The organism is Kribbella solani (assembly GCF_014205295.1).
GTDB classification, from domain to species: Bacteria; Actinomycetota; Actinomycetes; order Propionibacteriales; family Kribbellaceae; genus Kribbella; species Kribbella solani.
The window spans coordinates 62,350-87,683 of the sequence record NZ_JACHNF010000001.1 but is presented as its reverse complement, the minus strand read 5'-3'; the positions used below and the strand labels follow the sequence as shown (position 1 = coordinate 87,683).

Sequence of the window (25,334 nt, the reverse complement as noted above, 5' to 3'; positions counted from 1 at the left end):
CGAAGCCCGACCAGTGAGGAGCCTGCGGACATGAGCCAGCAGTACCCCGGCGAACCCGGCAACACCGCCACCATGATCACGCCTGCCGGTGACGCCAGCAGTACGCAGCGCTACGAGGAGGCACGGGCGGCGGCGAGCCGGGCAATGAGCACGATCGCGATCGACCCGGACGAGTCCACGTCGCTGATCGGCACCCAGAGCGGCCCGTTGGGCGGCACCCAGAGCGGTCCGTTGGGCAGTCCACAGAGCGGTCCGAACGGTCCGGGCGGTGCGGGCGGTGCGCAGGGCGGTTCTCTGGGTGGTGCGGTGCGGCCGTCGCCGCCGGTGCGGGCGAGTGCCGGGGACGACCTCGATCCGGAGCTGCTCTCGTACCGCGGGTTCAAGTTCGGCGCGGCGTTCTTCGGCTGGCTGATCGCGATCGCGATGTCGGTACTGCTGCTCGCGGCGGTCTCCGCGGCCGCGTTCGGTACCGCTCAGCTCCTCGACTACGGCACCGCCGACGCGAAGGCACAGCCCGGCGCGGCCGCGCTCACCGCGGCCGGCGTCGGCATCCTGATGCTCACGATCGCCTTCTACGCCGGCGGGTACGTGGCCGGTCGGCTGGCCCGCTTCGACGGCGGCCGGCAGGGCTTCGGGGTCTGGGTGATCGCGCTCCTGGTCGGCGCGATCGCCGGCGGCACCGGCTGGCTCCTGGACAACCAGTACGACCTCGTCGGCGACATCAACCGCCCGGACGTGGCGCTCTCCAACAGCACCCTCGCCCTCGGCGCGGCGGCGGCCGCGGGCGCCCTGCTGCTGTTCACGCTGCTCGCGGCGATCATCGGCGGCAAGTCCGGCCGCCGGTACCACGACCGGATCGACGAGTTGCTCTGAGATTGGCTGAGGGTCACGCGCGTTTCCCGCCGGGTACCGGAGCGACGCACGTAAAGACCCGGCTTTGGGAACCCACCGCGCGTTTCCGCGGTCTGAAAACGCGCGGTGGGTTCTCAAAGTGGGAAGAGTCGGCGCCTGCGCGGTGTTGGTGGTGGTGTGCTCGAAGTCGTGGTGATCGGTGCGGGGCAGGGCGGGTTGTCGGCTGCGTACCACCTGGTGCGGATGGGGTTCAGGCCGTACAACGAGGTGGTCGTACTGGACCGGAACCCGGCGCCGGGCGGAGCGTGGCAGCATCGGTGGGACTCGTTGACGATGCACGACGTGCACGGGATCGCGAACCTGCCGGGTGTTCCGGTGCCTCCCAGCGTCGGTGCGGAGCAGGCGAATACCTTCGTGCCGGCGTACTTCGCGGACTACGAGCGGCGGTTCGCGCTGCCGGTCGTACGGCCGGTGTCGGTGCAGAGCGTGCGGCGGATCGACGGCGGGTTCCTGGTACGGACGCCGGCTGGGGAGTACGAGACTGCCGCGCTGGTGAACGCGACCGGTACGTGGGATCGTCCGTTCATTCCTTGGTATCCGGGCATCGAAACGTTCCGCGGGCGGCAGTTGCATACGGCCGACTATCGCGGTCCGGCCGAGCTGGCGGGGCAGCACGTGCTGGTCGTCGGCGGCGGCGCGTCGGCGGTGCAGTTACTGGCCGAAGTCTCGGCGGTCGCGACGACTACCTGGGTGACCCGGCGGGTGCCGGAGTGGCGCACTGGGGAGGACTTCACGCCTGAGTACGGACGCCAGGTGGTCGCGCGAGTCGAGGAACGGGTCCGCGCCGGACTCCCACCACGCAGCGTGGTAAGCGTCACCGGCCTGCACCTACGCCCCCAAGAACAACCAGCAGCCGACCGAGGCGTCTACACCCGCCACCCGATGTTCTCCCGCATCACCCCCACCGGTGTCGAATGGTCGGACGGGCGGGTGCTGAAGGTTGACACCATTCTGTGGGCGACCGGGTTTCGGGCGGACCTGGCGCATCTGGCGCCGCTGCACCTGCGTGAAGCATCCGGCGGCATCCGCATGAACGGCACCGCGACCGCCGCCGATCCCCGCATCCACCTGGTCGGCTACGGCCCCTCCGCCAGCACCATCGGCGCCAACCGAGCCGGCTTCACCGCGGCCCGCTCCCTCCGTGACCTCCTGCGCGCCAAAACCAGCCGGTCAGCGCATGATCAGGGTCAGGAGATCTGTGCCTAGCTCGGTCAGCGCGTTGTTGTTCAGGCGGTAGGCAACAAATCGGCCCTGACGTTCGGCCGTGACCAGACCCGCTCGGGTAAGCGCCCGCAAATGCCGGGTGACCTGCGTCGGCTGCAGTCCCCACAGCGCCGCGATCTCGCCTGCCGTACGCGGCTCGCTCGCCACCGCGCGGCACACCTGCAAACGATCCGGCGAGGCAAGCGCATCCAGCCGCGCCCGGATCTGCTGCGCGGTCGGCACCACCGACGTACGCCCACCGGCCGGATAGATGATCGTCACCGGCGCGCCGGGGATCTCCCCGATGAACAGATGCGGCGCGATGTAGTTGCTCGGGACAAGCAAAAGTGATCGGGTACTGATGTCGATCCGCTTGCTCTGCACTTTCTGGATCACCACGCTGTCGTGATCCCGTACGCCGATCGAGCCGTCCAGCGACCGCAACATCGCCCCGGCACCGTCACGGATCGCCAGATCGCGATCATGCCGCCCGCGCGCCGCCAACGCGTCCCGCGACTCCTCCCACACCGCCCCGAACCACTCCTGCCAGCACGCGTCGAGCAAGTCGACGAAGCGCCGCACCGGCTCCGCGGGATCGGTCAGCAACGACTCGACCAGCGCCGCCACGGACGGCCCGCGACTACGCGCCCAGTGCAGCACGGCGTCCGCGTCAACCGATCGGCTGTTCAACGGGCGCCCGCGCAACGGCCGTACCAGCTCCGCCGCCACCTCCTCCGGCGGACGCGCTCGCAGTCCGGCAAGCTCGTCCGCCCACGCCGGTACGCCGGTGGCGGGCGATGTCGCGAAGAACGTCGCCCGCACCGCGCGTACCGTCCAACTCCATTGCGCCAGCTCCGTACGCAGCGCGGCCGACAGCGGCACGGCGGCCGCCCACGCGACCCGATCGTGATGATCCGGCTCAGCCAGCACGTGCAACGCACACCCCAGCTCGATCAAGGGCGACGCAACCACCCGAATCCGCTCAGACCCAAGCCGCGCCACCCCCGCCAGAACGGTCGGCACTCAGTCCTTCAGCTTGAACTGGAGGTCGGTTTCCCACTCGTTCAGGTCCGGCACCTCGAACGGGTCGGAGTAGTAGATCTCCAGCCGGGCCGCCCAGCGGTCGCCGTCGGCGTCCCACTGCAGGCCCTGCTCGGCCGCCCAGACCTGCAGGTCGTGGTTGGCTGCCAGCAGGCCGTCGGGATGCCCGTGGTGCCTGAGGGTCGCGTACTGCCCGGCCGGGATCACGCCCGTGACGATCTCGCCCTCACCGGCGTGCACGTCGTCGACCGGGAACCCGGTCTCCAGCACCAGCTCGGCGTCCATGTCCACGACGTCGTACTTGATGAACGGCGCGCCGTTCGGCGCGATCTCCCGGGCCGCGAGCCACCCGACCACCTCCCCCAACCGCGCCGCGAAGGCACCGATCCCGTCCATCGTGACCTTGCCCCGCAGTGCGACGTACGGCCGCGCCTCGATCCGCACGATCTCCGGCGTACTGGGCATCCCGCCACCCCTCCCGAAACTCGATCCTGCCCCTCAACCTAGCGCGTACGCGCTACTGCGCCCAGGGCGGCTGGATCGCGGTGCCGTCGGCCAGGTACCCGGTGAAGCCGGCGGTGATCGCCACGTACAGCTCCGCCGGGCCCGCGCCGAGGTTGGTCAGCGCGATCGGCTCCCCGGCCGGGACCACCACCGCGTCACCCGGACCGAGCTTGTCACCGTCCGGGGCGAGCTGGACGGTACCGCTGATCACCATGAAGATCTCGTCCTGGTCGAGCGTGTGCGGCGCGTCGCCACCGTGCCCGGCGTCGACGGTCAGCCGCCAGGTACACAACCCGGCCGAACCCCGGCTGGGCGCGGCCAGCCCGGTGAACTCGACCCCCGGCAGCCGGAACCGCGGCGCGTCGGCCGCAGGTATGACGTGCATTGTCGCCCTCCCAATTTTAGACAAGCTGACTTGTCCAAGTCAGCTTGTCTATCATGACTGGCATGACACGATCGGGCAAGCCGGATCTGGGCATTCTGATTCTGCTCGCGGACCAGGAGTTCGTCCGCGAGCTGCGCGCGTACACGGCCAGTCAGGGGTACGACGACCAGGGCCGGTCCGACGGGTTCGTACTCCGTACGCTCAGCGCCGGACCGGCCACGGTGAGCGGACTGGCCGAGCGCCTCGAGATCAGCAAACAGGGCGCCGGCCAGATCGTCGACGACATGGAGCGCCGCGGGTACGTCGAACGCCGCCCGGACCCCAGCGACGCCCGTGCCCGCCTGCTACAGCTGACGGCGCACGGCGAGGCAGCGCTCAGCACCGCCCGCCGTTTCCACCAGTCCTACGAACGCCGCCTGCGCCGCCGCCTCGGCGACGAAGCGATCGACACCCTGCGCGAGGTGCTCGCCGAGATGGCCGGCGAGGCGCAGATCGACAACCCGCACTTCCGCGCGTTGATGTTCTAGAAGTACTTGGAGAACAGGTCGTGGGTGGGCCAGCTCTTCACGGCGTTGGCCGCGCCCCACAGCGCGTCGTCGATGTCGCCGTACGACTTGCCGCTCGCGTCGTCACGCCGGTTGAAGAGCGCCGCCCAGCTGAGACCCTTGGACGTACGGACCAACAGGCTGTAGTTGCCCGGCAGACTGCCGACGTGCCACATGTTCCGCCCGGTACCGCCGGACACCGGGCGGACTTGCCAGCCGAGGCCGTAGTACCAGCCGTTGGAGTTGACTCCGGTCGACGGCTTCGCCCAGACGCGGCCCAGCGACGTACTGTTCAGTACGCTGGAGGACGCGTCGAACATCTTGGCCCAGCGGACCAGATCCGGCGCGCTGGCGAGCCAGCCACCGTTGGCGTCGTGCAGTCCCATGCTGAACGTCCCGTACGGCGCCGCGACGGTCGCGCCGGAGTTGTTCAGCACCGTCTTGCCCTTGTACTGCGACTCGTACGAGGTCTCGCCGGTGTGCTTCGCGATGGTCCAGCCGGAGGCCATCCGCTTGATCTTCAGCGGAGCGAGCAGCTTCTGCTGCACGTACGTCTGGTAGCTCAGCCCGCTGACCTTCTCGATCACGCGGCCGGCCAGCAGGTACCCGAAGTTCGAGTAGGCGACCTTCGTACCCGGCGCGTAGTTGAGCTTCTGGCCGGCCATGTACTTGATCAGGTCGGCGTGCCGCAGTTCCATCGGTACGCCGAGGGCCCTGGAAATCGTGGCGTCCTTGAACAACGGGTCACCGGACAGCGCGCTGTCCCAGCCGCCCAGGTGCTGCAGCAGGTTCCACATCGTGATCGTCGTCCAGCGCGGGTCCCGGGTCTGCCCGGCCGGCGGCTTGATGTCCAGGACGCTGGTCACCTTCGTACCCATCGTCAGCTTGCCGTCCTGGACCAATTTCAGGATCGCGGCGGCAGTGAACGACTTCGACAAACTGGCAACCCGGAACAACGAGGTCGGCTGCACGGTCAGCGCGGTCGACGTACTGTACCCACGGGCCAGCACCAGCCGCCCCTTGTACGTCACCGCGACCTGCCCACCGCTGATCCCACGCGCCTGCATGAACGACTTCATCTGACTGTCGAATCCGGCCAGCGCGGACACGGCAGTCCCCGTCGTCTTCCAGGTCGACGCCGCGTCAGCCGGCCGACTGAGCTTGTACCCCACCCCCGTCCCCACCGCGGCCACCCCACCCGTAGCCACCGCCAACTTCCCAAAGTCCCGCCGCCGCAACTCCACGAACACGTCTCCTCAAACCGGGGTCAACACCCGAAAGTCTTTCACCTCAAGAGGTCTATTCCCCCTACCCCCCAATCCCCCACCCCAGCCCCACGCAGCCAGTCCCCACCCGACTACGCCCCGTGGGCAATCACCGGAGTAACTCAACTGGATGATCCCTGCGCAACGAGGCCGGCCGTGCCCTTCTCAGCGGTGGCGCGGGCGAGGCAGCAAGGCGAACGCACTCTCCGCGATCGAGGTCAGGCGGGCGGGACTGTGGCCATACGCGCCGACGACGTCGGTCCCGCGGATGATGGTCAGCAGCAGGTACGCGAGGTCGTCCGGATCCGCGCCGGGGTCGAGGTCGCCGTTGCGCTGCGCCGCTCGCAGACAGTCGGCCACTGCCGTCGTGAGCACGGAGAAGCAGTCGGTGGCCAGGCGTTGCACCTCGGGGTCGGAGGCGCCGAGCTCCAGGGCCATCTTGGCAGCGAAGCAGGCCGCCGCCGCCCGGTCAGGGGCGGGGGGTACGTCGGCGGCGAGCGGCACCCCGTGGACGGCGCGGAGCAGGTACCCGTGCAGTCGTTCCAGGGCGCCCTCGTCCGGTCCGGCGAGCGCCTGCGGCGCGAACCGCGCCAGCCGGGCGAAGTACCCGGCCATCGCCTGCAGCAGCACGCCGTGCTTGCCGTCGAAGGTGGCATAGAGGCTGCCGCGGCCCAGGCCGGTGGCGGCGCTGATGTCGTCGACGCTCGTGCCGTTGTAGCCAGTGGTGCGGAACTGCCGCTCGGCGGCATGGAGGACGTGGTCGCGGTCGAAACTTCGTGGTCTCGCCATACCCAAAAAGTAGTGCCGACACGCCGTTCTTGACAACTCGGTACAGAACTGGCTAGATTTTTGACTGTTCAGTACACAACCATCCTGGGCCTGTCGGACCGCTTGGTTCGGGCTGCAGGACCGCGACGCCGCGAAGGCGGCTTGGAGATTGAACTCATGACACAGGGAACCCAGAGAACGCCCTTTGGCAAGGACTCCGCGAGCGATGCACTGGGCGAGGGGACCGTCGACGTGGTGGTGATCGGCGGGGGCGCCGCGGGGCTGAACGGTGCACTGATCCTCGCCCGCTCCCGCCGCTCGGTCGTCGTGATCGACAGCGGCTCCCCGCGCAACGCGCCCGCGGCGGCCGTGCACGGCTTGATCGCCTTGGACGGCACCCCGCCGGCCGAGATCCTTCGACGGGGCCGGGAACAGGTGCACCAGTACGGCGGACGCGTCGTGCACGGCGAGGTGGTCTCGGCCGAGCCTGCCGCCCCGTCGGCGGACGAGGACCTGCGGTTCACCGTCACCCTGGCCGATGGCCGCAGCGTGACCGCTCGCCGCCTCCTGGTGGCCACCGGCCTCAGGGATGTGCTGCCGGAGGTGCCCGGGCTCGCCGAGCACTGGGGGCACAATGTTGTGCACTGCCCGTACTGCCACGGCTGGGAGGTGCGTGATGAACCCATCGGTGTCCTCGCCACCGGCCCGGCCTCCATCGGCCCTGCGTTGCTGTTCCGTCAGCTGACCGAGGACCTGATCTACTTCACCCACGGCACTGACCTGGACGAGGACAACCGCGCCCGCTTCGACGCCCGCGGCATCCGCGTCATGGACACTCCGGTCACCGAGGTCGTCAACGACGAGGACGGTGCCCTGGCCGGAGTGCGGCTGGCCGACGGCCAGGTCGTAGCCCGCCGCGTCCTCGCGGTCGTTCCGCAGATGCAGGCCCGTACCCAGGGTCTGGAGGGTCTGGGCCTGCCGGTGCAGGACCTGCCGAAGCCGAATGTGGGTCGTGGTTTCGCCTCCGGCACAGCCGGCGCCACCGAGGTGCCGGGGGTGTGGGTGGCCGGCAACGTTACCGATCCGGTCGCCCAGGTCGGAGCCTCGGCAGCGGCCGGCGCACTGGCCGCCGCCGAAATCAACAAGATGCTGGCCATCGCGGACACCGACGCGGCCCTCGAGGGGATCACCGAGGTAAGCCCCAACGTGCAAGGGGAAAAATGACTACCAGCATTGACCGCGGGGCGCCCGCCTCCAGCAGGAAAGGCTCCGGCCTTCGCGGCTCACCTGCCGTGCGCTGGTGGGTGCTGGTCGTCATAGGCATGGCACAGCTCATGGTCATGCTCGATGCGACCGTCGTGAACATCGCGCTGCCCGAGGCGCAGCAAGCCCTCGGCTTCAGCGACGGCAGCCGGCAGTGGGTCATCACGGGGTACGCCCTGGCGTTCGGCAGCCTGCTGCTGCTCGGCGGCCGACTCGGTGACCTGTTGGGCCGACGCACCCTCTTCGTGATCGGCTTGGCAGGTTTCGGGGCCGCGTCCGTTCTCGGCGGTTCGGCCTCCAGCTTCGAGATCCTCGTCGCGGCACGCGTGTCCCAAGGCCTGTTCGCTGCACTGCTCGCACCCGCGGCACTCTCACTGCTCAGCGTGACCTTCACCGAACCGTCCGAAAGGGCGAAGGCCTTCGGTATCTTCAGCGCCCTGGGTGGTGCGGGCGGCGCGATCGGGCTACTGCTCGGCGGCATGCTCACCGAGTGGGCGTCGTGGCGCTGGGTCATGTACGTGAACGTCGGCTTCGCGGCCCCTGCCCTGATCGGTGCGTTGCTGCTGCTGGCCAAGCCCGCGATCACCAAGAAGCCCAAACTCGACATTCCGGGCATCGCCGTGGTGAGCGCCGCGCTGTTCGCGATCGTCTACGGGTTCGCGCACGTCGAGTCCACCAGTTGGACCGACCCGGTCGCCCTCGGCTCCATGATCGTCGGCGCGGCGCTGCTCGTGGTGTTCGTCTGGCTGGAGTCCAAGGTCGCGCATCCGCTGCTGCCACTGCGAGTGGTGCTGGACCGGACCCGCGGTGGTTCGTTCATGGCGGTGTTCGTCCTGGGCATGGGGATGTTCTCGATCTTCCTGTTCCTGACCTACTACTTCGCGGCCAGCCTCGGCTACTCGCCGATCAAGACCGGTCTGGCGTTCCTGCCGATGGTCGCGGCCGTCGTCGCGTCGTCGACGACGATGTCTTTGCTGGTGCTGCCCAGGGTCGGCCCGAAGATCGTCGTCAGCGCCGGCTTCCTGGTCGCAGCAGCCGGTATGGCGCTGCTGACCCGGCTCGAACTGGACAGCACCTACGCCACCCACATCATGCCCGGGCTGATCCTGCTGGGTCTCGGCATCGGCGCGGTGATGACCACCGCGTTCCAGGGGGCGACCTCGGGCATTCACCACGAGGACTCGGGCGTCGCCTCGGCGCTGATCAACACCGGTCAGCAAATCGGCGGCTCCATCAGCACGGCGTTGCTGACCACCGTTGCCTCATCGGCCGCGACCGACTACCTGACTTCGCACAAGCCGAGCGCGCTGGCCGCGGCGCAGGCCGGGGTCGAGGGCTACACGGCCACCCTGGCGTGGGGCTCCGGGTTCTTCGTAGCCGGTGCGGTGATCGCCGCGGTCCTGATTCCGAATCGGGCCCTGGAACCGTCCGAGGGCGAGCCCGTGATGGCGCACTAGGGGATCTGCAGCGGTCTCGGCCGGGTACCCGCAGAATCCTGTGCCGCACTGACCACAGGCGACCCCGCACTGCGCACGACAGAGCCATGTCCACAACCGAAGGAACCAGCATGCAGACAACTCCCCCGGTGGCCCTCGTGACGGGCGCCTCCTCCGGGATCGGGCGGGCGGCGGCGCTCGCCCTCGTAGACGCCGGCTTCGCGGTGGCAGGCACGAGCCGCAACGCGGCGAGCGCCGAGCCGCTCGCCGGGGTGACGTTCCTCGATCTCGACGTGGCCGGCGACGAGTCGGTCCGCGCCCTGGTCGAGGAGGTGATCGAGCGGTTCGGCCGGATCGACGTCCTGGTCAACAACGCGGGCGTGGGCGCGGTCGGCGCCGGCGAGGAGAGCTCGATCGACCAGGCCAAGGAGGTGTTCGACATCAACGTCTTCGGCCTGATGCGGATGACCAACGCGGTGCTGCCCCACATGCGTGCCCAGGGCAGTGGCCGCGTGGTCAACGTCTCGTCGGTCCTCGGTCTGATCCCAGCCCCGTTCATGGCCGTCTACGCCGCCGCCAAGCACGCGGTCGAGGGCTATTCCGAGTCCGTCGACCACGAGCTTCGCGAGCACGGCGTCCGGATGCTGCTGATCGAACCTGCCTACACAAGCACGAGTTTCGAGGCGAGCAGCCAGGCACCCGACTCGCCCCTGCCGATCTATGCCGCACAGCGGGCGGTATCCCGAGACGTGCTGGCCACGGCCGTGCGCAACGCCGACGACCCGGACGTTGTCGCGAAGGTCATCGTCGCGGCCGCCACCGATGCCAAGCCAAGGCTCCGGTACACCGCCGGCTCGATGGCCAGACGCGTCAGCATCCTGCGCCGGATCGCGCCCTCGCGCGCCTTCGACAAACAAATCCGCAAGCTGAACCGCCTGGCCGACTGACGCCGCCGTCTTCTGCGCCCAGCGAACCTAGTTCACCAGGCGGGAAGTGCAACCCGCGGCAATCAGGCGCCGAAACGCCGCTAGCACCTCCACCGGCATCTCCTGCACGACCGCAAACCCTTGCTTCGGATATTCGAGCGCGCGTTGCAGGTCACCGACAAGCATATCGAGCACCAGCCTCGCGTCCCCGATGCTTGAAAGGTAGTCATCGAACGTCAAGGGCTCGGATGCGCAAACGACCTGGACGTCAGGCCACAGTTTCCGGCAAGTCGCGTACGCGCGCCGTTCCATGTAGGGCTTCGGGATGAGCATCAGGAGGTCCGGCGTCAAGCCATTGCTCGCGAGAACGTTCCGCGACATGGTGATGTTCTGGCCGGTGTTCGCGGCAGCCGGATCGATCAGGACGGCGCCCGCTGGAAGACCTCGCGAGACGGCATGTTCCTTGTAGTACACCGCCTCGCTGCGGGGGAACCGGTCTTTCGTCGTCGGACTGTTTCCACCGCTGAAGACGAGGACAGGGAAGTATTGCCCGCGGTACAGCTCGGCCGCGTAGTCAGCGACGCCCAGATCATGGCTGCCGAGCCCGATCGCGGCATCAACCGGCTTCAACTCGTGCCCCAGCTGGTGATACTTCCAAAGAACCAGGGCGCCCACATAACCGGCGCCGAACCAACAATCGCCGGCGGCCACACCGCCCTTGCGGAACTTTTCCGGCTCCATGCGCAAACTTTCTTCCGAAGAACCACCCACCGTCCCAACCGCACCGAACCACGCACTTGGAAGTGCAGTTGCCGGCGGCCGGACAGTGCGCAAAGCACCCTCCCGCGCGCCGCCGGAGGCGGCTGGAAAGGCTGTCGCCGCGGAGCGGTGTCCATTGGCACCTCGTTCAGTCGACGACGGTGGCGTAGGCGATTACGCCTCGGCGGAGTTCGGTTACTACGGTGCGGGCGGTGGTGCGGAGGGGGGTGGGGCCGGCGGCGTCGGCTATTTGTTCGGTCAGGTCGATGAGTTGTTTGACCCAGCGGACGAAGTCGCCGGCGGCCAGGTCGGATTCGTAGAGGACTTCGGCGAGGGAGGCGCCGGAGGCCCAGCGGAAGGCGGGCCAGCAGAAGTTGAGGTCCATGGAGCGGAGGAAGTCGACGCGCATGTCCCGTTCCAGGGCGGACAGGTCGCGCCAGATGGTTCCCATCCGTTCGAGCGCGACGCGTACGTCGCCACGCGGCAACCGGGGTGAAGTCGGCTCGTCCTTCGACCGGGACTCGTACACCAGCGCCGCCAGGCACGCGGCCAGTTCGGGCACGGTGAGGTCGTCGAACACGCCTACCCGCAGGCATTCGGCCGCGACCAGGTCGAGCTCGGTGTAGATCCGGGACAGCCGGTCACCGGCTTCGGTGGTCTTGTCGCCGTCGAGGTAGTGCAGCGCGTCCAGCACCTGGCAGACCCGGTCGAACTGGCGGGCGATGGTGTTCGTCCGCTGCTCGATCTTCCGCTGTACGTCACGGTTCTCCCGATCCAGCCGGAAGTACCGCTCCGCCCAGCGCGCGTGGTCTTCCCGGTCGGAGCAGCCGTGGCACGGGTGCGCGCGCAACTGCGCCCGCATCTCCTGCAGCTCCGGGTCATCCGCATGGCTGACCGCGTCCCGGGTACGCGACGACGGCGGGCCGTCCTCACCGAGCAGGTCGGTCCGGTTCCGCAGTACTTGCGCGAGCTCGCGCCGCTGCTGCGGGTTACGCGGGTTGAACTTCTTCGGAATGCGCAGCACCCCGATCGACTCGACCGGTGCCGGGAAGTCGACCATCGACAGCTTCCGCACCTGCCGGTCCAGCGTCAGCACGGTCGGCCGCGGCCCTTCCCGCTCGGACCGCATCCCGGGATCGAGCACCAGCGCCCAGCCGGCGCTCCGGCCGGCCGGAATCCGGATGATGTCGCCGGTGCGGAGTTTCTCGATCGACTCCTGTGCTTCGATCCGGCGGTCGAGTTTGCGCCGCTTCGATCCGGACGCCTCGCGGTCGCCGATCCGGCGGCGCAGCGCGGCGTACTCGAGGAAATCGCCGAGGTGACAGTCGATCGATTCCTTGTACCCCTCGAGCGCCTCGGTGTTCCGCTGCACCTGCCGCGCCAGCCCGACCACGGCCTGGTCGGACTGGAACTGCGCGAACGACAACTCGAGCATGTCCCGCGCCCGCGTCCGCCCGACCTGGCGGACCAGGTTGACGGCCATGTTGTACGACGGCGAGAACGAGGACCGCAGCGGATACGTACGGGTCGACGCGAGCCCTGCTACTTCACGCGGATCGAATCCGGGCTGCCAGAGCACGACCGCGTGCCCCTCGACGTCGATGCCGCGCCGCCCGGCCCGGCCGGTGAGCTGGGTGTACTCCCCCGGCGTGATGTCGACGTGCGCCTCGCCGTTCCACTTCGACAGCTTCTCCAGTACGACCGTGCGCGCCGGCATGTTGATGCCCAGGGCAAGCGTCTCGGTGGCGAACACCACCTTGATCAGACCGCGCGCGAACAGCTCCTCGACGACCTCCTTGAAGGCGGCGAGCATGCCCGCGTGGTGCGCCGCGATCCCGCGCGACAGCGCCTCGGCGAAGTCGTGATACCCGAGGACGCCGAGGTCCTCGTCCGGCAGATCGGCCGTACGCTCGGCGACCACCCGCTTGATCTCGTCCCGCTCCGACGGCTTGGTCAGCCGCAGACCGGAGCGCAGGCACTGCACGACCGCGTCCTCACAGCCCTTGCGGGAGAAGATGAAGTAGATCGCCGGCAGCAACGCCCCGGCGTCCAGCTCCTCGACCACGTCCGACCGGTACGGCGTGAAGTGCGTTTTGGCGGGCCGGCCCTTCGGCAGGTCACGGCGCCGCCGGGGTTTGCGCGAATCGTCCCGGAAGATCCGGTTGTCATCGCGCGCGATCCGGACCAGCTGCGGGTTGACGAGATCCCTGAGGTCGGCCTTGGCGCCCGATTTCGCCGGGTTCCCGGACCTCGCCGGATTGCCCGACCTCGACGGAGCGCCGACCCGGGCGGTCGGCGCCTCACCCGCGAACAGGTCGTGCAGCCGCTTCCCCACCATCACGTGCTGGAACAGCGGCACCGGCCGCTTCTCCTCCAGCACGACGACCGTGTTGCCGCGGACCGTCTCCAGCCAGTCGCCGAACTCCTCCGCGTTGCTCACGGTCGCGGACAGCGAAACCACGGACACCGAGTCCGGCAGGTGGATCAGCACTTCTTCCCACACCGCGCCGCGGGACCGGTCGGCCAGGTAGTGCACCTCGTCCATCACCACGTACGAGAGGCCGAGCAGCGTCTGTGACCCGGCGTAGAGCATGTTCCGCAGCACCTCGGTGGTCATCACCACGATCGGTGCCTCGGAGTTGACCGAGTTGTCGCCCGTGAGCAGGCCGACCTTGTCAGCGCCGTACCGGCTGACCAGGTCGCCGTACTTCTGGTTGCTCAGTGCCTTGATCGGAGTCGTGTAGAAGCACTTCTGACCGCGCTCCAGCGCCAGGTGGACGGCGAACTCACCGACCAGCGTCTTGCCGGAGCCGGTGGGCGCCGCGACCAGCACCTGGTGCCCGTCCTCGAGGGCGGCACAGGCGCGGAGCTGGAACTCGTCCAGCTCGAAGTCGTAGAGCCCCCGGAACTCCTTCACGGCGGGATGCTCCTGGTCCGAGCGGAACACGGCATATTTCTCGGACGGGGTGCTCACCCACGTCCTCGCTTCGCTGCGGGCGTGCGTGAGCACAGCTCGCTCTGTTGAATGATGGCCTCGCTCCGCTCACCCATGGCCACCAATCTATGCGAAGCCACCTACAAAACGAGCGCCAACCGGTGCCTGATGAACGTCGCGGCGCGATCCAGCGCCTCATCGGCCTCCGGCAGGAAGCCCGCGAAGTACTGGAACACGTGCGGCGCACCCGCGACGACGTCCAGGCTGACGTCCACCTCCTGCTCGGCGGCGCGTGCCACCAGCCGGAGCGCGTCGTCCAGCAGGACCTCAGCCGAGCCCACCTGGACCAGCAGCGGCGGCAGCCCTGACAGGTCCGCGCGGAGCGGACTGGCCAGCTCATCCGCCGCATCCGCGCCGCCCAAGTACATCGCGGCGTAGTCCTCCATGATCGGCCGGTTGAACAGCGGGTCGTACTCGCCCCGCGTATCGATGCTCGGCCCGGTCAGCGTTACATCGGTCCACGGCGAGAACAGCACCACTCCGGCAGGCATCGCCAGCCCTTCCGCCCGCGCGGACAGCAACGTCGCCAACGCCAGTCCGCCACCCGCCGAGTCGGCGGCGATCAGTACCGTCTGCCCGCTCTCGACCAGTTCCCGGTACGCGGCGAGCGCATCGTGGATCGCAGCCGGGAACGGATGCTCCGGCGCCAAGCGGTACTCCAGTGACACCGCCGGGACACCGCTGAGGCGCGACAACGGCGCCGCCAGGTTCGCCCCGGTCCGTGCGGAGCCGACCACATAGCCCCCGCCGTGCAGGTAGAGGATCACGCCCGCGCGGTTCGCTCCCTCCACGCGTACGTCCAGCGCGCGTACGCCGCCCAGCGTCCTTTCCGCGAGCGTCACGTCCGCGCCGAGCGGACGCTCCGCGAACACCGCGTCGAACCCGGCCCGCTGTGCCTCCGCCGGGAGGCCGGCTTCGCCCTTCTGCATCATGCCGCGTGCTGCTGCTCGTTCTGCTGCGCTCATCGTCCCGCTCCCAGTGATAGATTCCAAGGAATATGCTTCCCTCCAACTACATTCCTAGGAATCTAATTCCGTGACTGATCTCACAGCAGTGTTCACGGACCTGGTCCGGCTGGAGACCCGGCTCTACAACGTGCTGGACGCCCGGCTGAAGGCGGAGCACGACCTGCCGCTCGGGCAGTTCGAGTTCCTCCGCTTCATCGCGTCCCGGGACACCGCGCGGGTGTTCGATCTCGCCCGCGAGGTGGCGATCACGGTCGGCGCGACCAGTAAGGCGGTCGATCGGATGGAGGCGGCCGGCCGGATTCGGCGGATCGCCAACCCCGACGACCGCCGATCGTCGCTGCTCGAGCTCACCCCGGCCGGCGCCGAGGTCCTCGCCGCGGCCACGCCGACGGTCGAGGCCGAGCTGCGGACGTGGATCGGCTCGGTGCTGCCCGCCGGAGTGATCGAACAACTCGCCACGTCGCTGTCGATGCTGCGGCAGCGCGCCGAGACCGATCACCGAACCGACCGCACCGAGCCGAAGACCACCACCTAACCGAAATCCCCGCCCTGGGAAATCCCCGCCCGGCCGAAGATCCCGGTCCGGCCGAAGATCCCGGTCTAGCTGATGTGGTAAGGGTCGCCGTACACCTTCCAGTCCAGCGGGGTCTTGAGGTCGAAGTTGCCGTTGCGGAGCCAGACGCGCTGGGCGGTGTCGACCCGGCTGGTGTCGCTGTGCGCCTCCTCCTGCTTCATCGCCCACACCCGCGCGTCCAGGAACGCGTTCAGGTACGTCGTCTCGTTGCCACCCTGCGACGGCGGCTTCGCCTTGCCCAGGGCACGCTTGCGGATACCGCCGAAGCTGGTCGCGTCGTCGCCGTCGCCGTGCATCACGATCGCGTCGTAGTAGCAGAACTGGCCGAGCGCCCGCAGACCGTCGGACTTACCCTGCTTGACCGCCGGGTTGAAGTACACGCGGTCGCGCTCGTCGTTCTGGCACTGCTGGAAGGCCGAGTCCTTGGCGGCGGTCTTCCAGTCCTTGGTGTAGTTCGGGTCGAGACCCTTGTGCGAGTCGGTGCCGTTCACCTTGCGCAGGGCCGGCAGATACTTCTGCAGTACGTTGTTCGGCTTGCGGTTCGCGTACAACTCGACCAGGTCGAGCATGTCACCCGTACCGGAGCAGAAGCCGATGATGCCGGCGGTGTAGCCGCGACCGTCGTCGATGTCCTCGATGTACTTGTACTGCGCCTTCCAGTCCAGCGAGGAGTTCTCCGCGCTGCAGACGATCTCCATCGCGATCTCCTTCTTCGCGGGATCGTCGAGACCGGTCGCGGTCAGCTTGCCGGTGGCGGCGTCGGCCGGCGCGAACCGGGAGACGGCCAGGCCGGTGGCCGGGACGGCGGCGAGGGACAGGCCGAGCAGCAGCGCGGTCCGGCGGGTGGGGTGGTTCTCCATTACGTCCTCCGAGGGGCGTCCGAGGGGAATGAACTGTTAGGAAGCTTTCCTATCAGACTGCGAACGCACCTGGAAATACCTCAGTCATGAATGTTTTGACCCAACCCGGCGGCCGCGGCCGAAGGATTCAGGCGAAGACGGTCAGCGCGCCCGGGGCGACGCCGATGTCGACCGGCAGCGCGCCCAGCGGCTCACCATCGGCGTACGCCGTGATGCCGGCCGCCTCGATCCGGACCGATCGGCCGCGCAGGGTCCGTACCGCCGGGTGCCCGACGTGCGTGCCCTTGGACAGCTTCGGGAACATCTGCAACAGGGTCAGCCGGGACACCGGCTCGATGATGGTCACGTCCAGCTGCCCGTCGTCGAGCTCGGCGCCCGCGCAGATCTGCAGTCCGCCGCCGTACGTCGGGCCGGTGCCGACCGCGACCAGCATCGCCTTGGTCTCGATCACCTGACCGTCGACGGTGACCACGTACTCCAGCGGGGTGAAGGTCCGCAGCTCGGCCAGGGTCGCGAGCGTGTACCGGGCGTTGCCCTTCGGCCAGGCCATCGCGTTCGCGCGCTTGTTGACGAGCGAGTCGAACCCGCCGGCCACCACCGTGGTGATGAACTCGTCCTTGGCGACCGCGAGGTCGATGGCACGAGTCCGGCCGGCCACCACCAGGTCAGCCGCGGCAGCCGGGTCCTTGAGCGGCAGGCCGAGACCGCGGGCGAAGTCGTTGCCGGTACCGGCCGGGATCACGCCGAACGGCATCCCGGAGTTCGCCAGCACCTGGGCGCCGAGGTGGACGGTGCCGTCGCCGCCGATCAGCGTGACCGCGTCGGCTCCGGAGGCGACCACCTCGGCGGCGATCCGGCCGACGTCCTCGGCGCAGGTGGTGGTGTGTACGTCGACGGTCAGGCCGGCCGCGGCCAGCCGCTCCCGCACCAGCGGCGCGATCCGGGCACCCAGGCCCCGCCCGCTGGTGGGGTTCACCACCAGCGCTATCCGGCTGCTCACCTCAGTCGGCCAGCAGCTCTTCGTTACGGCGGGTCCGGCGCCGGTCGTTCAGCCGCGCGATCACCTCGGAGGCCAGGAACAGCACCGTCATCGGGATCGCCAGCAGACACATCGTGAACGGGTCACCGGACGGCGTCGCCACCGCGGCGAAGACGAAGATCACCAGGATGATGTACGGCCGGAACTTGCTCAGCGCGCTGGCCGGCACCACACCGACCATGTTCAGCAGCACGACGACCAACGGGATCAGGAACGCGATGCCGAACACCAGCAGCGTACGGATCACGAAGTCGAGGTACTTGCCGAGCTCGACCAGGTTCTGGACCTGGTCCGGGGTGAAGCCCAGCAGGATCGAGATGCCCTTCGGCAGCGTCCAGTAGCCGAGCGCGATGCCGGTGGCGAACAGCGGCGCGGCGATCGCGGCGAACAGGTACGCCCACTTCTTCTCGCTCCGGTGCAGGCCCGGCGCGATGAACGCCCACAACTGGTACAGCCAGATCGGTCCGGCCAGCACCAGGCCGAGCATCGCCGACACCTTGATCCGGAAGGTCAGCGGGTCACCGACGCCCTGGAAGGTGAGCTGCGGTTTCAGGCCCCGGTTCTCCGCGAACGGCCGGACCGCCGTCTCGAACGGGTCCTTCAGGATGGCGAGCGCGTGGTAGTACACGAACCAGGCCGCGACCGTACACACCACTATCGCGAGCACGCTGATGAGCAACCGGTTCCGGAGCTCGACAATGTGCTCGCGCAGGGTCATCCGACCCTCTGGGTCCTTCGGGTGGCGGTCCTGCTTGTCCTTCCGCCGCCCGAACTTCACCATCGACACGGGTGGGGCGTTCTGTTCAGTTGGCCGTGTGCGTCGGCGGCAGGCCGTCGCCCGGCGCCTGGTTCTGCTGGGCCGCCTGCGGCTGGGCCTGCTGGACCGGCTGCTGGACCTGGGCCGGCGGCTGCGAGGCCTCCTGGGTCAGCTCCCCCTCCTTCTTGCGCGGGCCGACCTCCTCTTCCCAGATCTTCTTGGACTTGCCCAGCTGCTTCACCAGGGCCGGCAGCTTGGCCGATCCGAACAGCAGCACGACGATCGCGAGGATCACGAGCCACTCTGCGCCTTGGGGCATACCGAGGAGCGGTGCTGCCATGTCGATCTCCCTTTCACCATCAAACACTGCCAACATCAACTCTGGGCTCGAGCCTGAGTTCGTGGCCGAATACTACGCCGGGAATCAGCCGTCTTCACGGGTCTGTCCAGGCCCGGTAGTGGACTGCGCTGTAGCCAGCTTGGACTGGGCGGCGACCAACTCACGGGTCAGTGCCTTGCCCTGACCCCACAACTTCAGCGCGAGCAGGGCGAGGACAAGGAGCCACACCGCCACCACCGCGAGGAAGAGCAGGAACCAGTACATACCCAGGAGCCTAGCTGGTTCCTGCCGGTCCCCCACGGCCCGCGGTATGTCTCAATGGACAACGGTGCCGGAACGTGATGGTAGAACCGAGTGTCCGCAGGGGTGTTCCGGCGGGTGGATCAGCCGCTGGTACAGCGGTTCTGGGGCGAGACTAGGGGTCACGGATGGTGCGGATCGGGGTCGGGGAACGTCGGGCACGGCTCGGTCGGCGGCATTTGCTCGGGGCGGGCTGCCAGGCAGCCGATCCGGTGCAGGCCGCCACGGCGATGGTCGCGCTGCATGCCACCGATCCGGCGACGGTGCACCTGAGTATAGCCGCCCGCGTACCAGGGAGTGACGTCGCGGGTACGGAGCGTGCGCTGTACGACGACCGTACGCTGATCCGGATGCTCGGCATGCGGCGGACGGTGTTCGTCGTACCGACACCGTTCGCGCCCGTGGTGCAGGCGGCGTGTACGGACGACATCGCGGTGAAGCAGCGGAAGCTCCTGGTGAAACATCTGACCGAGGCTGGTGTCGCGGATGACGTGGAGTCGTCCGGGCGATGGCTGGCCGCGGTAGAGGAGTCGACCGCGACCGCACTGGCGCTCCGTGGCTCCGCGACCGCGCAGGAGCTGTCCGCGGACGAGCCACGACTGCGTACGCGGCTGAGCATGGCGACCGGGAAGACGTACGCCGCCCAGCCGTACGTCACGAGCCGCGTGCTGTTCCAGCTGGCCGCGGACGGGCGGATCGTACGGGGCAGGCCGATGGGCACCTGGCTGAGCGGCCAGCACCAGTGGTCACCAGCGGCGGACTGGCTGTCCGGCGGGCTCGGCGACAAGCCGGTGGCTGAAGAGGCGCGGGTACGACTTGCGCGTGCCTGGCTGGCATCCTTTGGCCCCGGAACAGCGGCTGACCTGCAGTGGTGGTCGGGCTGGACCGGCGGACAGACCAAGAAGGCACTAGTGGCAGTGCAAGCGGTAGCGGTCGACCTGGACGGACAGGTGGGCTACGTACTGCCTGGTGACGAAGCACCTGAGGTACCGGTGGAGCCGTGGGTTGCCTTCCTGCCTGCACTCGACCCGACGCCTATGGGGTGGAAGGACCGCGACTGGTACCTCGGTACGCACAAGTCGAAGCTGTTCGACACCACCGGCAACATCGGTCCGTCGATCTGGTGCAACGGCCAGATCATCGGCGGTTGGGGCCAACCGGAGTCGGGCGAAGTGCGGTACCAGCTGCTGGAGGACGTCGGCGCGGACAGCAAGTCCATGGTCGAGGCAGAGGCAGCCCGCTGGACCACGTGGCTGGCCGGCGTACGCGTCACCCCACGCTTCCGCTCACCACTGGAGAAGCAACTCAGCCAGAGCTAGTCCTCGTACGCGGACAGGGCCTCTCTGGCCGTCGCTGCGATCTGGCTGGTCAGACCGGGTGGGTCGAGGACGGTGGCGGCACCACCGAGCCGTAGGACGAGCCGCTGGAGCCAGGCGGTGTCGGCGACGCGGAGCTTCACGATGAGCGAGCCCTCCGGGCCTTCCTCGACCGACTCGTTCGGGTAGTACTCAGCGACCCAGCGGGCCGGTGGGGCCAGCCGGAGCGTGGCCAGCAGGTCCTGCTCGGACGGCTGGAACATGCCGTTCGACAGGTCGCGCGGCGTCGCGTCAGGCGACGGCTCGCTGGGTAGGTCGAGTAGCTTGACCGCCGCGATCCGGTCCAGCCGGAACAGCCGCACGTCCTCGGCCAGGCGGCACCACGCCTCCAGGTAGGTACGCCCGTCCGACACGACCAGCCGCATCGGGTCCACGTCGCGCTCCGTGGTCTCGTCACGCGACGGCACGTCGTACGTGAGGTGCAGCCGCCGTTTCGCCGCCAGGCCGCGGTTCACCGTCTCGGCGATCTCCGGCGCGGCCGGCTCGACGTGTACGTGCGCTGCCGCGCCCTCGCTCGCCGCCGCGGCCTCACCGGCGGCCCGCTCCAGCTTGGCGATCGCCCGGTCGACCGCGTCCCGGTCGGCGTCGGCGGTCACCTCGCGCAGTGTCCGCAACGCGGTCAGCAGCGCCAGCGCCTCATCGGCGGCGAGCCGGAGCGGCCGGGCCAGGTAGTCGGCGTTGTTGATGTGGATGACGCCGTCACCCTCGGCGGCCTCGATGTCGATCTCGATCAGATCGCCCATCTGCGCGCCGGGCAGACCGCAGAACCACAACACCTTCAGGTCGGCGATGATCTGCTTCGGCCGGACACCGAACTCCTTCGCGACATCCTCGACCCGGGCGCCGTCGTTCTCCCGCAAGTACGGCACCAGAGCAAGCAACCGCTGCACCTGGTCACGTGCGTTACTCATGCGCCTGCCACCGTCCGCAACCGCCACAGCACTCCGTCCAGCACGTCTCCTGGTCCTTCCACGACCGCATCGGGGCCGTACGACGCGATCTCCTCCGCCAGCACGGACGAGTCCGCGTACGGAACGTGCAGCAGGTCCCAGCCCTCCTCGTACGCCTCGATAGCGTTGGCGCGGCGGCGCAGGCTCACACAGGACCCGGTCCGCGCCCGTACCTTCGCCTCGGACGTCGGGCGCGGTGGAGCCAGCTCCGTGACCAGTGAGCGCAGATCGGTGCCTTCAGGGACGGTGAACGCCCCTGTCTCCCCTACTGTCTTCACGGCTCCGCCGATGCGCGACATCCGGAACATACGAGTCGCCTGCCGATCGCGGTCACGTCCGACGACGTACCAGCGTCCGTGCCAGGACACGATCCCCCAGGGCTCGAGGGTCCGGGTGGTCGGCTCCGACGCGCCACTGCGCACGTGCTGGAACCGGACTGCCTGCCGGGCCACCACAGCGGCCCATAGCGGGTCGAAAGCGGGCTCCGACGCGCCGACATGCGGCTCGATCGCGCTCAGCGCCGACTGATCGGTCTGGATGCCGGCCGCCTTCAGCTTGAGTACCGCGGACGTGGTCGCCTCGGACAGGCCCGCATGCTGCCAGACCCGCGCGGCGACGCCCAGCACGGCAGCCTCGTCCGGCTCCAGCTGCACCTCGGGCAGCTCGAACACGTCGCGGCGGATGCGGTAGCCGACCTCGTCGGAGAAGAACTTGTCGATCGTGCCCATCTCGATCGGGATGCCGAGGTCGCGCAGCTCGTCCTTGTCCCGCTCGAACATCTTCTCGAAGGCGTCGTCGGTCTGCCCCGCGTACCCCTCGACGACCTCGCGAATCCGCTCCTTGGTCACATAGGTGCGCGCGACCAGGAGGCAGATGACCACGTTGAGCAGCCGCTCACTCTTCCGCGCCGACACCCGACCACCTTACGGCCTCCGGGCGGCCAAAACCCGCCTTTCCACCCGGAAACTTCGAACACGGGTTCGATCAGGGTAGGGATGGCCTAGGGTCACATTGTGATTCGTTGGCGTGACGGTGTGGTGGATTCGGTCGGGCGGAGCTGGGCCGGGGCGGTTGAGCTAACCGTGACGGTCGGTGCGCAGAGCGTACGCGCGCTGGCGTACCCGGAGCTGGTGGGTACGCCGGTGGCTGGTGACCGCGTGCTGCTCAACGTCGGCGCGCTCGACCGTGGTCTCGGCACCGGTGGGTACGCGTTGGTGGTCGCCGTACCGGACCGGCTTCCGGAGGACCCGCCGGAGCATGGCCACCTGGTGAAGGCCCGGTACACACCGCTGCAGGCGATGGTGATGGGTGCCGACGAACAGGACTCCCCGGACCATGACGTACTACGTGACGCGGATGACCTGCTCGGTACGCCAGTGGTCGTTGCAGACCTGCATTCAGCTCTTCCAGCTGTGCTAGCCGGTGTGTACGAGGCCAGACCAGCCACGCGGGTCGTTTACGTGATGACGGATGGTGGTGCGCTTCCGCTGGCGTTCTCCCGGAGTGTGGCGTCGCTGCGGGATGCTGGTTGGCTCAGTGGGACAGTCACAGTCGGCCAGGCGTACGGCGGTGACCGTGAGGCAGTGACTGTGCATACCGGGCTGCTGACCGCCGTACAGGTGCTAGCTGCTGAGGTCGTGGTCATTACGCAGGGGCCGGGCAATCTGGGTACTGGTACGCGCTGGGGCTTCTCGGGCGTGCAGTCAGGTGAGGCGGTCAACGCGGTTGGCACACTAGGCGGCCGCGCGGTCGCATCGCTGCGGATCTCCGAGGCGGACCCACGACCACGCCACCGGGGCATCTCCCACCACAGTCTGACCGCGTACGGGCGGGTAGCGCTGCAGCCGGCCGACATCGTCGTACCGGACCTGCCTGGTGACTTCGGCGACGCGGTACGGGACGCGGCCGAGCCGTTGAAGGTACACCACCGGGTCGTACGAGTCGGCGTGGACGGGTTGTACGACGCGATGCGTGACGCGCCCGTGAAGCTCTCCACCATGGGCCGCGGCCTGGACGAGGACCGCGCCTACTTCGAGGCCGCCGCGGCCGCCGGCCGGCACGCTGCCCAGCTACTGGACCGCACGTGATCATCACCGCGGCCAGCTTCCCGACGCCGACCCGCATCAAGCGGACGAACAACCCGGCCGAGTGGGACCAGCAGGCCCGCTTCGCCGACCTCCAGGCCGCGCAAGCCAATCAGTCGCTCGCCGAATTGGGCCGCACGCTCGACAACCTCGAGCCGGCGATGCGGCCGATGGCCTTCGTGAAGCTGTACAACGAGCTGGCGGAGTGGCGCTTCCAGCTGGCCCAGCGTACGGAAGGGCAGCGCCCGAACTCCGAGGTCGAGCACTTCCACCGGCCGATCGCGGACGACACCATCCGCGACTCCTTCGGGCGCGGGCTGCTCAGCGAGGGCAGCCAGATGTACCCGGAGCGCGGTGAACTGGTCGGCGGTACCGAGACACCTGCCAGCCTCCAGTCGGCGCGACTGGGCGAGCTGATCGAGAGCCGGTTCGCGTCCGAGGCGCCGGCATTCGAGGTACTCCAGAACCGGGTCGCGCTGCCGGACGGCTCGACGATCGCCGGCAACACGCTGCTCCGCGGCGGCGCGGCTGCCAGTGAGTACGGCATGACGCAACCCGTCGACGGCTTCTACTGCACGCTCACCGGCCTCGAGAGAGATCGCCTCGTTCTGCAGCGCGAGGCGTTCGTTCTGCTGGCCGGCCTGGAGAACCAGCGGGCCAGCGGCCGGATCGACCTGGTCAACGACCCGGACGCCCAACTGGCGTTCACCACCGCCGAGTACTACCTGTACCAGGGCCCGCACTACGCCCGCGGCGGCGACGCGATGATCCGCACCCTGCTGGTAACAGCACACGCCCGCATCTTCGACGCCCCGGTCAAGCTCCCCGAAGACATCGACGTGATCGCGTACGTAGCAGGCCAACGCGCCTTCAACGACCACGTCGCCGCACACCAGTCGATCCTCCCGCCAAACACCACGCCAACCATCCCCCACCAGGCCGCGGCACCACGGCCACAGCGCCGCTCAACCGGCCTGGACCGCGGCTGACGAACCGCCGTCCGCGAGCCCAGCTCCAGGCACAATGCGTGATACTTGGCAACTATGAGTAACGTAACGGGCCGAGCCGGCCGCGCGGCAGGGCCACGATGATCATCTCCGCCGCGAGCTTCCCGACGCCGGACCTGATCAAGCGGGTCAACAATCCCGCGGTCTGGGATCAGCAAGGGCGGTTCGCAAGTCTGCAGGCAGCCGCCGCGAATTCGGCGCTGACCCGGATGAGTACGCTGCTCGACGCCGCCGCGACCAAGGCACAGCGGATGCAGCTCTTCGCCGACACCTACCGCGATCTGGCCGAATGGCGTTATCAACTCGCTCGCCGGGACGAGGGAGAAGGTCCAAGCGCCACCGCGGAACTGTGCCGGACCCGGATCGGGCGTGGCGCGGTCCTGGACCCGTTCGGAGCGGCACACCTCTTCGGGGACGATCCTTCGACGCCGGGCAGCCGGCTGTCAGCTCGGCTCGGGAACTTCATCCGGATGCGCCTCGAGACCGAGTTGCCCGGCGCCGCTGAGCTGCGGAACATCGTCGTCCGCCCCGATGACAGCACCATCGGGGGCAATTTCCTGATTCGCGGTGAGCTCGCGCACGAGTACGGGTTTCCTGGGCATTACGCCGGCACGTTCTGTACCGTCACGGGAGAGTTGGCGGACCGCACCGCACTGCAGCGTGACGCGTTCGGGCTGGTGGCCGACCTGGAGGAGCAGCGGGCCGCTGGTCGTACCGATCTGCTCGACGACCCAGAGGCCCAGCAAGCCTTCCGGACGGCCCAGTACTACCTGTACCAAGGTCCGGAGTACCGGCGCGGCAGCGATGCCACCCTCCGCGTGCTCCAGGCAACACTGCACACGCGGGTCTTCGGCGCACCGCCGGCACTGCCACAGGACATCGACGTGGTGGCCTACGTCGCCGGGCAACAGACCTTCGACGACTACCTGAAACGCAACCAGTCAATCCTCCAGCCCGCGCCCGACCCAACCACGACCGGCACGCTCGACCGGCCAGCTCAGGAAACCCAACACCAACGCAACGGCGGCCTGGAACGAGGCTGAAGGCAGCGGATCCGCCTGCTCACACGGTGGGCTG

Annotated in this window: 26 protein-coding genes; 11 read left to right on the top strand and 15 right to left on the bottom strand. The window is 68.6% G+C overall.

The window, feature by feature from the left end:
- Positions 1 to 30 precede the first annotated feature (30 nt).
- Together HDA44_RS36865 and HDA44_RS00380 are read left to right on the top strand one after the other, a co-directional pair.
- Positions 31 to 873: a hypothetical protein gene (locus tag HDA44_RS36865; RefSeq protein WP_238352318.1), complete on the top strand. Its 843-nt coding sequence runs from the start codon at positions 31 to 33 to the stop codon at positions 871 to 873.
- A gap of 156 nt (positions 874 to 1,029) precedes the next feature.
- Entirely contained in the window at positions 1,030 to 2,118 is a 1,089-nt protein-coding gene (locus HDA44_RS00380; protein ID WP_184830404.1) for an FAD-dependent oxidoreductase, read from the top strand.
- Here the strand turns inward: HDA44_RS00380 and HDA44_RS00375 are convergent.
- From HDA44_RS00375 to HDA44_RS00365, 3 genes are read right to left on the bottom strand one after another with little or no spacing between them, the layout of a single operon-like run.
- Entirely contained in the window at positions 2,083 to 3,138 is a 1,056-nt protein-coding gene (locus HDA44_RS00375; protein WP_184830403.1) for a DUF5937 family protein, read from the bottom strand. The two genes, HDA44_RS00380 and HDA44_RS00375, sit on opposite strands and share 36 nt — an antisense overlap.
- Positions 3,139 to 3,621 (bottom strand): GyrI-like domain-containing protein, encoded by a 483-nt coding sequence (locus tag HDA44_RS00370; RefSeq protein WP_184830402.1) that lies wholly within the window; start codon positions 3,619 to 3,621, stop codon positions 3,139 to 3,141. It abuts the gene before it with no gap.
- Between the two features lie 52 nt (positions 3,622 to 3,673).
- A complete protein-coding gene (locus HDA44_RS00365) occupies positions 3,674 to 4,045 on the bottom strand; it encodes a cupin domain-containing protein (protein WP_184830401.1) in 372 nt (123 codons plus the stop codon).
- 62 nt (positions 4,046 to 4,107) lie between these two features.
- Here HDA44_RS00365 and HDA44_RS00360 point away from each other — a divergent pair, with 62 nt between their 5' ends.
- On the top strand, positions 4,108 to 4,572 hold the full coding sequence (locus HDA44_RS00360) for a MarR family winged helix-turn-helix transcriptional regulator (protein WP_184830400.1): 465 nt from the start codon (positions 4,108 to 4,110) through the stop codon (positions 4,570 to 4,572).
- On the opposite strand, the gene HDA44_RS00355 is transcribed toward HDA44_RS00360, so the two are convergent.
- Positions 4,569 to 5,774, bottom strand: a complete 1,206-nt coding sequence (locus HDA44_RS00355) for a serine hydrolase (RefSeq protein WP_184830399.1) — start codon at positions 5,772 to 5,774, stop codon at positions 4,569 to 4,571. The two genes, HDA44_RS00360 and HDA44_RS00355, sit on opposite strands and share 4 nt — an antisense overlap.
- Positions 5,775 to 6,020: 246 nt before the next feature.
- Entirely contained in the window at positions 6,021 to 6,644 is a 624-nt protein-coding gene (locus HDA44_RS00350; protein WP_184830398.1) for a TetR/AcrR family transcriptional regulator, read from the bottom strand.
- A gap of 156 nt (positions 6,645 to 6,800) precedes the next feature.
- Between HDA44_RS00350 and HDA44_RS00345 the strand changes: the two genes are divergently transcribed.
- The 3 genes from HDA44_RS00345 (at position 6,801) to HDA44_RS00335 (ending at position 10,269) form a co-directional block, all read left to right on the top strand.
- Positions 6,801 to 7,847: an NAD(P)/FAD-dependent oxidoreductase gene (locus HDA44_RS00345; RefSeq protein WP_184830397.1), complete on the top strand. Its 1,047-nt coding sequence runs from the start codon at positions 6,801 to 6,803 to the stop codon at positions 7,845 to 7,847.
- Between the two features lie 98 nt (positions 7,848 to 7,945).
- Positions 7,946 to 9,343: an MFS transporter gene (locus HDA44_RS00340; protein WP_202887019.1), complete on the top strand. Its 1,398-nt coding sequence runs from the start codon at positions 7,946 to 7,948 to the stop codon at positions 9,341 to 9,343.
- Positions 9,344 to 9,453: 110 nt separating this feature from the next.
- Entirely contained in the window at positions 9,454 to 10,269 is an 816-nt protein-coding gene (locus tag HDA44_RS00335; protein WP_184830395.1) for an oxidoreductase, read from the top strand.
- Positions 10,270 to 10,296: 27 nt separating this feature from the next.
- On the opposite strand, the gene HDA44_RS00330 is transcribed toward HDA44_RS00335, so the two are convergent.
- The 3 genes from HDA44_RS00330 to HDA44_RS00320 all read right to left on the bottom strand — a co-directional run bounded on the left by HDA44_RS00330 (position 10,297) and on the right by HDA44_RS00320 (position 14,967).
- Complete coding sequence (locus tag HDA44_RS00330) at positions 10,297 to 10,989, bottom strand: YdcF family protein (RefSeq protein WP_184830394.1); 693 nt, start codon at positions 10,987 to 10,989, stop codon at positions 10,297 to 10,299.
- Between the two features lie 166 nt (positions 10,990 to 11,155).
- Positions 11,156 to 13,981: a DEAD/DEAH box helicase gene (locus HDA44_RS00325; protein WP_184830393.1), complete on the bottom strand. Its 2,826-nt coding sequence runs from the start codon at positions 13,979 to 13,981 to the stop codon at positions 11,156 to 11,158.
- A 101-nt stretch (positions 13,982 to 14,082) separates the two neighbouring features.
- Entirely contained in the window at positions 14,083 to 14,967 is an 885-nt protein-coding gene (locus tag HDA44_RS00320) for an alpha/beta hydrolase (protein WP_184830392.1), read from the bottom strand.
- Between the two features lie 70 nt (positions 14,968 to 15,037).
- Between HDA44_RS00320 and HDA44_RS00315 the strand changes: the two genes are divergently transcribed.
- Positions 15,038 to 15,505 carry a MarR family transcriptional regulator gene (locus HDA44_RS00315; RefSeq protein WP_184830391.1) on the top strand — a complete coding sequence of 156 codons (468 nt, stop codon included), beginning with the start codon at positions 15,038 to 15,040 and terminating at the stop codon, positions 15,503 to 15,505.
- A gap of 65 nt (positions 15,506 to 15,570) precedes the next feature.
- Here HDA44_RS00315 and HDA44_RS00310 read toward each other — a convergent pair whose 3' ends face one another.
- The 5 genes from HDA44_RS00310 to HDA44_RS00290 all read right to left on the bottom strand — a co-directional run bounded on the left by HDA44_RS00310 (position 15,571) and on the right by HDA44_RS00290 (position 18,804).
- Positions 15,571 to 16,404 carry a chitosanase gene (locus tag HDA44_RS00310; protein ID WP_184830390.1) on the bottom strand — a complete coding sequence of 278 codons (834 nt, stop codon included), beginning with the start codon at positions 16,402 to 16,404 and terminating at the stop codon, positions 15,571 to 15,573.
- Between the two features lie 127 nt (positions 16,405 to 16,531).
- On the bottom strand, positions 16,532 to 17,404 hold the full coding sequence (locus HDA44_RS00305) for a YegS/Rv2252/BmrU family lipid kinase (protein WP_184830389.1): 873 nt from the start codon (positions 17,402 to 17,404) through the stop codon (positions 16,532 to 16,534).
- Position 17,405: 1 nt separating this feature from the next.
- Positions 17,406 to 18,224, bottom strand: coding sequence for a twin-arginine translocase subunit TatC (gene tatC / locus HDA44_RS00300; RefSeq protein ID WP_238352647.1), 819 nt, complete (start codon positions 18,222 to 18,224; stop codon positions 17,406 to 17,408).
- Positions 18,225 to 18,246: 22 nt separating this feature from the next.
- Positions 18,247 to 18,540 carry a twin-arginine translocase TatA/TatE family subunit gene (locus HDA44_RS00295; protein WP_184830388.1) on the bottom strand — a complete coding sequence of 98 codons (294 nt, stop codon included), beginning with the start codon at positions 18,538 to 18,540 and terminating at the stop codon, positions 18,247 to 18,249.
- Positions 18,541 to 18,624: 84 nt separating this feature from the next.
- Positions 18,625 to 18,804, bottom strand: a complete 180-nt coding sequence (locus tag HDA44_RS00290) for a hypothetical protein (RefSeq protein ID WP_184830387.1) — start codon at positions 18,802 to 18,804, stop codon at positions 18,625 to 18,627.
- Between the two features lie 164 nt (positions 18,805 to 18,968).
- Between HDA44_RS00290 and HDA44_RS00285 the strand changes: the two genes are divergently transcribed.
- Positions 18,969 to 20,159, top strand: a complete 1,191-nt coding sequence (locus HDA44_RS00285; RefSeq protein WP_184830386.1) for a winged helix DNA-binding domain-containing protein — start codon at positions 18,969 to 18,971, stop codon at positions 20,157 to 20,159.
- Here the strand turns inward: HDA44_RS00285 and HDA44_RS00280 are convergent.
- Together HDA44_RS00280 and HDA44_RS00275 are read right to left on the bottom strand one after the other, a co-directional pair.
- Positions 20,156 to 21,127, bottom strand: a complete 972-nt coding sequence (locus tag HDA44_RS00280; protein WP_184830385.1) for a helix-turn-helix transcriptional regulator — start codon at positions 21,125 to 21,127, stop codon at positions 20,156 to 20,158. The genes HDA44_RS00285 and HDA44_RS00280 overlap by 4 nt on opposite strands.
- Positions 21,124 to 22,080, bottom strand: a complete 957-nt coding sequence (locus HDA44_RS00275) for a helix-turn-helix transcriptional regulator (RefSeq protein WP_184830384.1) — start codon at positions 22,078 to 22,080, stop codon at positions 21,124 to 21,126. Before HDA44_RS00275 ends, HDA44_RS00280 begins: the two co-directional genes overlap by 4 nt.
- Before the next feature lie 99 nt (positions 22,081 to 22,179).
- On the opposite strand from HDA44_RS00275, the gene HDA44_RS00270 reads away from it, so the two are divergent.
- The 3 genes from HDA44_RS00270 (at position 22,180) to HDA44_RS00260 (ending at position 25,300) form a co-directional block, all read left to right on the top strand.
- Positions 22,180 to 23,253, top strand: coding sequence for a DUF3866 family protein (locus tag HDA44_RS00270; RefSeq protein ID WP_184830383.1), 1,074 nt, complete (start codon positions 22,180 to 22,182; stop codon positions 23,251 to 23,253).
- On the top strand, positions 23,250 to 24,239 hold the full coding sequence (locus tag HDA44_RS00265; protein WP_184830382.1) for a hypothetical protein: 990 nt from the start codon (positions 23,250 to 23,252) through the stop codon (positions 24,237 to 24,239). Before HDA44_RS00270 ends, HDA44_RS00265 begins: the two co-directional genes overlap by 4 nt.
- A 98-nt stretch (positions 24,240 to 24,337) precedes the next feature.
- Positions 24,338 to 25,300 (top strand): hypothetical protein, encoded by a 963-nt coding sequence (locus HDA44_RS00260; RefSeq protein WP_184830381.1) that lies wholly within the window; start codon positions 24,338 to 24,340, stop codon positions 25,298 to 25,300.
- Positions 25,301 to 25,334 lie beyond the last annotated feature (34 nt).